This is a genomic window from Sphingomonas elodea ATCC 31461, from assembly GCF_000226955.1.
In the GTDB taxonomy this organism is placed as follows: Bacteria; Pseudomonadota; Alphaproteobacteria; order Sphingomonadales; family Sphingomonadaceae; genus Sphingomonas; species Sphingomonas elodea.
Genome location: NZ_AGFU01000005.1, coordinates 137,617 through 146,157, shown reverse-complemented (window position 1 = coordinate 146,157; position 8,541 = coordinate 137,617). Strand labels below are relative to the sequence as shown.

Below are 8,541 nucleotides of genomic sequence, written 5' to 3'. Positions count from 1 at the left end.
CTTCCCGCCGCCATCGCGCTGGCCCCGCAGGGGCACCGGCTGACGGTGGTCGAGCGTGATCCAACCTGGTCGGTCTATGGCGTCGGCATCATCCAGCAGGCCAATGTCGTACGCGCGGTGGCGCAGCTCGGCGTGCTGGACAAATATATCGCCGCCGGCGTCGGCTTCGACGCGGTCGAGATCTTCGCGCCGGACGGCACCAAGGTTGCCCGCGTGCCCGCCCCCAAGCTGGCCGAAGGCTATCCGGCCAATGTCGGCATCGGCCGCCCCGCGCTGCACAAGGTGCTGGGGGACCGCGTGCTCGCCGATGGCGCGGACGTCCGGCTGGGCATCACCGTCGAGACGATGGTCGATGACGGCGAGCGGGTCGCGGTGACCTTCTCGGACGGCACGAGCGGCATCTACGACATGGTGATCGGCGCGGACGGCGTTTATTCGCAGACGCGCGCCGCGATTCTGCCCGAGGCCGAGAAGCCCGACTATACCGGCCAGGCGGTGTGGCGGTACAATTTCCCGCGCCCCGCCGGCATGGACGCGCTCCAGGTCTATAACGGCCGCACCGGGCTCGGCCTTGTGCCGATCAGCGAAGACCTGATGTACATGTTCGTCACCACGCCGGAGCCGGGCAACCCCTGGTATCCGCGCGAGGGCCTGGCCGCGACCATGCGCGCCAAGCTGGCCGAGTGCGCGCCGGCGGTCCGCGCGCTCGCCGAGCAGATCACCGATGATGACGGCGTGGTCTATCGGCCGCTCGAAGCCATGCTGGTCACCGGTCCCTGGCACAAGGGCCGCATCGGCCTGCTGGGCGACGCGCTCCACGCCACCACGCCGCATCTGGGGCAGGGCGCCGGCATGGCGATCGAGGACAGCCTCGTCCTCGCCGACGAGCTGGCCAAGGCCGACAGCGTGGAAGCCGCCTTCACTGCCTATCGCGCCCGCCGCTACGAACGCTGCGCCTATATCGTCAACGCCAGCCTCGCCATCTGCATGGGCCAGCTCGGCAAGGGCCCGGCCATCGATAACCACAAGGCGACGGCCGAGATGTTCGGCGTCACCGGCCAGCCGATCTGAGGATACTCACATGAGCCGTGTCACTGAAATCCGCTATGTCGGCTATGGCGTGCAGGATCTGGACGCCGAGCGCGCCTTCTATACCGAGCAATGGGGCCTGGAGCCGGTGCCGAGCGACGACGGCATGGCCTGGTTCAAGACCCAGGGGCATGACGAGCATCACGTCGTCGGCCTGCGCGCGGCGGACGAGAACCGCGTCGACGTGATCGCGCTGGCCGCGGACAGCCGCGCCGATGTCGATGCGCTCCACGCCAAAGTGGGCGAAGCCGGCTGCCGCATCGTCGGCGCGCCGGCCGAGCTGACCAGCCCGGGCGGCGGCTATGGCTTCCGCTTCTTCTCGCCCGACGGGCTGCTGTTCGAAGTCCCCAGCGACGTTGCCCGCGGCACCAGCCGCGCGCTCGCGCACTGGGAGGGCGTGCTGCTCAAGATCAGCCATATCGTGCTGCACTCGCCGGACCACCAGGCGGCGGTGCAGTTCTTCACCGACGTGCTCGGCTTCAAGGTGTCCGACTGGCTGGGCGACTTCATGTGCTTCCTGCGCTGCAACTCGGCGCACCACCGCATCGCGCTGCTGCCCGGGCCGCCCTGCCTCAACCATGTTGCCTATGACATGCCGAGCGTGGACGACATGATGCGCGGCGCCCACCGTTTGAAGCAGCACGGTACCGGCATCGGCTGGGGTCCGGGCCGCCACACCGCGGGCAACAACACCTTCAGCTATTTCGTCACGCCCAACGGCTTCGTCGCGGAGTACACGTCCGAGCTGGAAGAGGTCGATTTCGAGACGCACCAGCACAAGGTCCATGTGCCGGCACCGCTGGTGATGGACCAGTGGGCCATCGGCACCGGCGGCCCGCAGACGCTGCCGCACCCGGGGCCGAATCCCGGCCTCTTCACCGCCGAGCGGATGCAGGGCCATGGCCATCCTGGCCGCAAGGAAACCTATGCCAAGGCGCGGGGCGCCTTCGACAAGGCGACGGCGCTCGGCAAGATCAACCGCGAGCGCGTCGAGATTCCGCTCGGCGAAGGCACCATGCCGGCGCTCTACACGCGCGCGCCGGGCGAGGGGCCAAAGCCCGTCGTGGTCTATTGCAACGGCCTCCATAGCTGCAAGGAACTGCTCTACTGGTCACGCCTGCCCGAGGCGCTGGCCCGGCGCGGCGTCTCCTCCCTCTGCGTCGACCAGCCCGGATCGGGCGAGGCGCTGCGGCTGCAGAACCTGCCGGTCGATCCGCATTCGGAGCATTGGGCCGCGAAGGCCGTCGACTGGCTGGAGCAGCAGCCGGACGTCGACCCCAAGCGCATCGGCATGACCGGCATTTCGCTGGGCGGCCATTTCGCCCCCCGCGCGGTCGCCTATGAGCCGCGCTTCGCCTCGGGCGCCTGCTGGGGCGCCAACCACAATTGGGCAGAGGTGCAGCAGAAGCGGCTCAAGCGCGAGGGCGAGAATCCGGTGCCGCATTACTGGGCGCATGTGATGTGGGCGTTCGGCGCGCGCGACATGGACGACTTCTTCGCGCGCGCCGAGGCCATGAACCTCAACGGCCATATGGACGGCGTGAAGGTGCCCTTTCTCGTCACCCACGGCGCCAACGACCGCCAGATCAGCGTCCAGTACGCGCATGACTGCTACGACCAGCTGGTCAACAGCCCCAAGCGCGAGTTGAAGATCTTCACCGCGCGCGAAGGCGGGGTCGAGCATGTCGGCGCCGACAACATGGCCTATGGCCGCGACTATATCGCCGACTGGTTCGCCGAGACGCTGGGCGGCCATACCGCATGACCGGCGCACCCGGCATCCAAGCCTTCGTGGCGCGGGAGAGCGTGGTCGGCGCGGGAATCAACGCGGTTCTCGGCATCCTGTTCTTTCTCGGCCTCTTCGGAGTTTCCGGGCCGGTGCGGCTGGCCGGGTTCGGCCAGTTCGCCTTTGACTTCGTGGTACAGGGTGGCGCGAGCGCGTTCATGACGTGTCTTGTCTCGCTGGTGATCGCACGGCGGGCGTTGGCCGCCGGCCGCGTCGCGGTGGGGCCGCTGCCGGTGGTCCAGCCCGGTTGGATCGCAGGCCTGGGGCATTGCCTGGCCTGGGCTGCGGCGGGTGCCGGGGCGGGCGCGATCGCCGGCGCTGCCCTGCTGGCGACCGGCGCGGCGACGCTTGGCTGGGGGCTCGCGCTCTCCCTCAAGATCGTGTTCGGTGCCGTTCTTGGTGCCTTTCTTTCCCACACCATGCTGCGGCGGCTGCTTCTCGGCTGACCGCGGCAGCTTCAAGGAATCTGACAGATGAGCTTCACGCCCGTTCGCCGTATCGTCACCGGCCATGATGCCGAGGGCCGCGCGATCATCCAGGAAGACGGCGTTGTGCCCCGCGTCCAGCGGATCGGCGGCGACATCGGTCCGCTGTTCCACGAGGTGTGGAACACCCGTGCCACCCCCGCGCCGATCGATGCGGCCTCGGGGGAACCGGCCGAGCAGGGCATCGTCCTCGCACCGCCGAAGAACGGCACCCGCATCCGCGTGCTGGATATCCCGCCCGAGGGCGACGGCATCCGCAACATGACGCCTGAGGAGGCGCGCGCGCATTTCGCCGAGATCGGCGCCGGTGACGCTTCGGCCCATGGCGAGGGCGCGCGCCACGCGCTGATGCACCGCACCGAGACGATCGATTACGGCATCGTCCTCGAAGGCGAGCTGGTGCTGATCATGGACGAAGGCGAGACGACGGTGCGCGCCGGCGACATCGTCATCCAGCGCGGCACCAATCATGGCTGGGCGAACCGCTCCGATCACAATTGTCGTATTGCCTTCATCCTGATCGACGGCGCGTTTGACGACAGCCTGAAGCGCTGACCATGCGTCTGACGATCACCGGTGCAGACGGCTTTGTCGGCCGGGCGGTCGTCCGGCGGCTGCGCGAGAGCCATGCAGCCGTCCAGGTGCTGCTGGTCGATCGCGCCTTCTCTTCGATCGGTCCCGAACCACGGCTGACGGGCGACCTGACCGCTCCAGCCGTGCTCGCTCATGCGACCCGCGACTGTGACGCGTTGCTCCACCTGGCGGCGCTGCCCGGCGGCGTAGCGGAGCGCAGTCCCTTGGTCTCGCGGGCGGTCAACCTGGACGTACCGCTCGCCCTGATCGAGGCGATGCAGGGTCGTCGACTGGTAATGGCCGGCTCGATCGCGGTGTTCGGCGCCGCGCCCGCCGCGCCCGTGGACGATCGCACCGTGCCCGTGCCGGACAGCGTCTATGGCACGCACAAGCGAATGGTGGAGATCGCCTTCGCCGATGCAGTACGCCGGGGCGCGATCGAAGGCGCGGTGCTTCGGCTCCCCGGTATCGTCGCCCGGCCTAGGGACCACCGCGGTTTCGGTTCCGCCTTCCTGAGCGACCTGTTCCATGCCGCGCGGGCGGGTGAACCCTACACGCTGCCGGTTGCGCCGGACGCGACGAGCTGGCTCTGCTCGGTCGAGGCCTGCGCCGCCAACTGCGTCGCTGCACTGTTCGCAGACTGGACCGCGGGGGAAGCAGTTACCCTGCCGGCGCTACGGGTCACGATGAGCGACCTCGTCGCGGAGCTTGTGGCTCGCTTTCCCCACGCAAGTATCGGCCATGCCGAGCAGCCGGCCCTGCGCCGGGCCTTCGGCAGCTACCCGCCGCTGGCGACTGCGCGTGCCGAAGCACTGGGCTTCCATGCCGAGCCCGACCTTCCTGCACTGGTCTCCGCCGCCTTGGCGACCGGCTGACTTCCCCCATTACGAGAAGGAACCGACCATGCGCTTTGCAACCCGCGACAACGGCACGGCCGACGGCGAACTACTCGTCGTTTCCGCCGACGGTACGCGCGGCCTTTCTGCCGGACCGGAATGGCCCAATCTGCTCGGCGCACTCGACCGCTGGGAGGCCGCATTGCCCGCGCTCGGCGCGCTGGCCGACCGCGTGGCGGTGGGGCAGGGGGCGGACCTCGATCCCGCCGAGCTTCGCGCGCCGCTGCCGCGCACCTGGCAGTGGCTCGACGGCTCCGCCTTCCCGACGCATGGCGAACTGATGCAGCAGGCGTTCAACCTGCCCCCGATCGAAACCGACAAGCCATTGATGTATCAGGGCATGAGCCACGAGTTCCTCGCGCCTGCAGCGGAGGTGCCGTTCCCCTCTGCCGCAGACGGGATCGACTTTGAGGGCGAGTTCGGCGTGGTCACCGGGCCCGTGCCGATGGGCTGCCCGGCGGACGAGGCGCTCGCCCATGTGCGGCTGGTCGTGCTGATCAACGACTGGTCGCTCCGCACGATCGCGCCGATCGAGATGAAGACCGGCTTCGGCTGGGTGCAGGCCAAGCCCGCCTGCAGCGTCGCACCCTTCGCGGTGACGCCGGACGAGCTGGGCGAGGCCTGGCGTGACGGGCGGGTCTGTCTGTCGCTCACCGTCGAGGTCAATGGCGCGTGGTTCGGCCATCCTAACGGGCAGGCCATGGCCTATGGCTTTCACGAGCTGATCGCCCATGCTGCAGCGACCCGCAGCCTGCCGGCGGGCACGATCATCGGATCGGGCACCGTCTCCAACCCGGAGCATGCGGTGGTTGGCTCGACCTGCATTTCGGAGCGCCGGGCAATCGAGCGGATCGCGCATGGCGAATTTCGCACACCCTTCCTTGGCGACGGCGACCGCGTGGCGATGCAGGTGGGCAAGGACGCTGCCTTTTTCGGCCGCATCGATCAGCGGGTGAAGGTGATCGGCTGAACGGTGCGGGACCGGGCGGCGATCTGCCCGGTCCCGACGTTCAGGCGACCTCTTCGGGCCAGTACAGCCGCATCGGGTTGGCGACGAGCAGTTTGTGCTGCAGCTCGGGTGTGGGTGCGATGCGCGGGATCATGTCGACCAGCGCGCCGTCGTCGGGGATCGCATCCTGCATGTTCGGGTGGGGCCAGTCGGTGCCCCACAGCACGCGATCGGTATAGTCGGCGACCAGCGGCGCCACCGCGGCGGCGAAGTCGTCCCAGGGCGGCCCCTTGGGGTCGAGCCGGTCGGGACAGGTGACCTTGGTCCAGATGTCGTCGCGGCTGTCGAGCAGCGCGCGGAACGCCTGCATGTCGGGGCCGTGGGGGCCCTGTGCCACGTCCGGCCGGCCCATATGGTCGATCACCAGCAGCGTCGGGATCGCGTCCAGGAAAGGACGGAGTTCGGCCAGGATGTCTGCCTCGAAATAGACCACGACATGCCAGCCGAGCGGCTGGATGCGGCGGGCAATTTCCAGGAACTTGTCCTTGGGCGCATCGTCGACCAGGCGCTTGAGGAAGTTGAAGCGGACGCCGCGGATGCCGCCTTCGTGCAGCCTTCCCAGCTCGGCATCGCCGATCGCCGGATCCACCACGGCGACACCGCGTGCCTTGCCGTTCGACCGGGCGATTCCGTTCAGCGTCGCCGCATTGTCGGTGCCGTGGCAGCTCGCCTGGACAATGACGTTCCGCGCGAAACCGAGCCGGTCGCGAAGGGCGAACAGCATGTCGGGGCCGGCATCCTCGGGCAGATACTTGGCCTTGGCGCTGAACGGGAACTCGGCCATCGGCCCGAACACGTGGCAATGCGCATCGACCGCGCCGGGCGGCGGGGTGAAGCGGGGTTTGCTGGGATCGGCGTGCCAGCTGGTGATGCGGCTCATGCGAAAACCTCTCCGTCCATCAGCTTGCGGGCGGTGCGCAGCATCGCCGCGCTGGTGACCGTGCCCGCTTCGTCCAGTTCCATCACGCAGGTCGTCTCGCCGGTCGGATGTTCGACCGAGAGCGTCTTGCGGCGCCCTTCCGGGATCGCCGCCACCTGGTTTGCGGGCGAGCCCGGGAGCAGGCAGGCGGTGGCGACGCTGACCGCGCCGAGCACGCCGATCGAGGCATGGGCCCGGTGCGGGATGAAGCTGCGCACCGTCACCGCCCCGCCGTTCCGCGGGGGAGCGACCAGCATCATCTTCGGCACCGATTTCTCGCGCACGTCGCCCAGGTTCATGCGCTCGCCCACCGCCAGCCGGACTGCCTCGATCCGTGCCTTGAGGGCGGTATCGCCGTCGAGCGTGTCGCGATCCTCATAGCCGGTGACGCCCACGTCTTCGGCCTTCAAGACCACGCAGGGCATGCCGTTGTCGATCAGCGTGACGGGCACGCCCTCCACCATGTCCGCCGCATTGCCGGTCGGCAGCAGCGCCCCGCAGGACGAGCCGGCGGTATCGCGAAACTCGAGTGGGATCGGTGCCGAGGTCCCGGGCACGCCGTCGATGCGGGCGTCGCCGGCATAGGTGACGCGGCCCCCGGGGGTCTGGACCAGAATCTCGGCGCGCTGGCCGGTGTTGACCAGATAGACGCGGACGCGCGTCTCCCCGTCGTCTGCGGCCACCAGCCCGCGTTCGATCGCGAAGGGGCCGATGCCGGCGAGGATGTTGCCACAGTTCTGCGCGTCCGAGACGATCGCCTGATCGACGAAGACCTGGAGGAACAGATAGTCGACATCCGCGCCGTCGCGGGTGGATTTGCTGACCACGGCGACCTTGCTGGTCAGTGGATCGGCGCCGCCCATGCCGTCGATCTGGCGCGGATCGGGGGAGCCCATGATCCGCAGCAGGAAGGCGTCACGGGTGGCGGGGTCGGCGGGCAGGTCCTCGGCAAGGAAGAACGCGCCCTTGGAGGTACCGCCGCGCATCCACATCACCCGGGCGGAGGCGGGCTCAGACATATTTCAGGCCCATTTCTTCGAGGCGGGGACGCATGTTGTAGATGTCGAGGCCGAGCTCGCCTGCCGCCAGCCGCTTGCGCTTGGCTTCTTCCAGTGCCTCGCGGGCCTGCGCCTTTTCCAGCACCGCAGCAGCCTGCGCGCGCGGCACGACGCACACGCCGTCATCGTCCGCCACGATCACGTCGCCGGCGTTCACCAGCGCATTGGCGCATACCACCGGCACGTTGACCGAGCCCAGCGTGGCCTTGATCGTGCCCTGCGCATGGACCGCCTTGGACCAGACCGGAAAGCCCATCGCCGTCAGGTCGCGAATGTCGCGCACGCCCGCGTCGATGATCAACCCGCGGCAGCCGCGCGCCTGGGCCGAGGTCGCCAGCAAGTCTCCGAAATACCCATCGGAACAGGGGCTTGTCGGCGCCAGCACGAGGATGTCGCCGTCGCGAAGCTGCTCGATCGCGACATGGACCATCCAGTTGTCCCCCGGCGGCGCGGAGATGGTGACGGCGCTGCCGGCGATCCGCGCACCGGCATAGATCGGGCGCATTTGCGGTGCGAGCAGGCCGGTTCGGCCCTGCGCCTCGTGGACGGTCGCGACGCCGGCATGGGCGAGGCCGTCGATCACCGCAGGATCGGCACGTTCGATATTCTGGACGACGATGCCCGACATGGCAGCTCCTCTTGGCTTCTTTTGCCGGTGGAGGTGCGCGCCCCGGTCCGGCCGGGCCAATCGGAAGGATGCCAGGGGCATTAGTTTTTGCTAATCGT

8 protein-coding genes and 2 pseudogenes are annotated in these 8,541 nt (G+C 68.7%); 7 read left to right on the top strand and 3 right to left on the bottom strand.

From position 1 onward, the window contains the following. The 7 genes and pseudogenes from KK7_RS0102440 to KK7_RS0102410 all read left to right on the top strand — a co-directional run. On the top strand, positions 1 to 1,071 hold a 1,071-nt coding region (locus tag KK7_RS0102440), incomplete at its 5' end, for an FAD-dependent oxidoreductase (RefSeq protein WP_010543055.1). A 10-nt stretch (positions 1,072 to 1,081) separates the two neighbouring features. After that, positions 1,082 to 1,972 (top strand): annotated as a pseudogene (locus tag KK7_RS23125) (VOC family protein); the annotation flags it as partial. Beyond that, positions 1,961 to 2,854 (top strand): annotated as a pseudogene (locus KK7_RS23120) (alpha/beta hydrolase family protein); the annotation flags it as partial. The pseudogenes KK7_RS23125 and KK7_RS23120, both read left to right, overlap by 12 nt. Further along, entirely contained in the window at positions 2,851 to 3,321 is a 471-nt protein-coding gene (locus KK7_RS21440) for a hypothetical protein (protein WP_010543053.1), read from the top strand. The pseudogene KK7_RS23120 and the gene KK7_RS21440, both read left to right, overlap by 4 nt. A gap of 27 nt (positions 3,322 to 3,348) precedes the next feature. Then, positions 3,349 to 3,915, top strand: a complete 567-nt coding sequence (locus KK7_RS0102420) for a cupin domain-containing protein (protein WP_010543052.1) — start codon at positions 3,349 to 3,351, stop codon at positions 3,913 to 3,915. A 2-nt stretch (positions 3,916 to 3,917) separates the two neighbouring features. Then, on the top strand, positions 3,918 to 4,808 hold the full coding sequence (locus KK7_RS0102415; protein WP_010543051.1) for an NAD-dependent epimerase/dehydratase family protein: 891 nt from the start codon (positions 3,918 to 3,920) through the stop codon (positions 4,806 to 4,808). 28 nt (positions 4,809 to 4,836) lie between these two features. Continuing rightward, positions 4,837 to 5,799 carry a fumarylacetoacetate hydrolase family protein gene (locus tag KK7_RS0102410; protein WP_010543050.1) on the top strand — a complete coding sequence of 321 codons (963 nt, stop codon included), beginning with the start codon at positions 4,837 to 4,839 and terminating at the stop codon, positions 5,797 to 5,799. A 40-nt stretch (positions 5,800 to 5,839) separates the two neighbouring features. Here KK7_RS0102410 and KK7_RS0102405 read toward each other — a convergent pair whose 3' ends face one another. The 3 genes from KK7_RS0102405 to ligK are packed head-to-tail and all read right to left on the bottom strand — an operon-like array spanning position 5,840 to position 8,443. Then, positions 5,840 to 6,718, bottom strand: coding sequence for an amidohydrolase family protein (locus KK7_RS0102405; protein WP_010543049.1), 879 nt, complete (start codon positions 6,716 to 6,718; stop codon positions 5,840 to 5,842). Then, on the bottom strand, positions 6,715 to 7,776 hold the full coding sequence (locus KK7_RS0102400) for a 4-oxalomesaconate tautomerase (protein WP_010543048.1): 1,062 nt from the start codon (positions 7,774 to 7,776) through the stop codon (positions 6,715 to 6,717). Before KK7_RS0102400 ends, KK7_RS0102405 begins: the two co-directional genes overlap by 4 nt. Beyond that, positions 7,769 to 8,443, bottom strand: coding sequence for a 4-carboxy-4-hydroxy-2-oxoadipate aldolase/oxaloacetate decarboxylase (gene ligK / locus KK7_RS0102395; protein WP_010543047.1), 675 nt, complete (start codon positions 8,441 to 8,443; stop codon positions 7,769 to 7,771). Before ligK ends, KK7_RS0102400 begins: the two co-directional genes overlap by 8 nt. Positions 8,444 to 8,541: the final 98 nt, after the last annotated feature.

Bases quoted from the DNA above. Each gene is read 5' to 3' on its own strand.
- KK7_RS21440 (WP_010543053.1), top strand. From the start codon at position 2,851: ATGACCGGCGCACCCGGCATCCAAGCCTTCGTGGCGCGGGAGAGCGTG.
- KK7_RS0102420 (WP_010543052.1), top strand. From the start codon at position 3,349: ATGAGCTTCACGCCCGTTCGCCGTATCGTCACCGGCCATGATGCCGAG.
- KK7_RS0102415 (WP_010543051.1), top strand. From the start codon at position 3,918: ATGCGTCTGACGATCACCGGTGCAGACGGCTTTGTCGGCCGGGCGGTC.
- KK7_RS0102410 (WP_010543050.1), top strand. From the start codon at position 4,837: ATGCGCTTTGCAACCCGCGACAACGGCACGGCCGACGGCGAACTACTC.
- KK7_RS0102405 (WP_010543049.1), bottom strand. From the start codon at position 6,718: ATGAGCCGCATCACCAGCTGGCACGCCGATCCCAGCAAACCCCGCTTC.
- KK7_RS0102400 (WP_010543048.1), bottom strand. From the start codon at position 7,776: ATGTCTGAGCCCGCCTCCGCCCGGGTGATGTGGATGCGCGGCGGTACC.
- ligK (WP_010543047.1), bottom strand. From the start codon at position 8,443: ATGTCGGGCATCGTCGTCCAGAATATCGAACGTGCCGATCCTGCGGTG.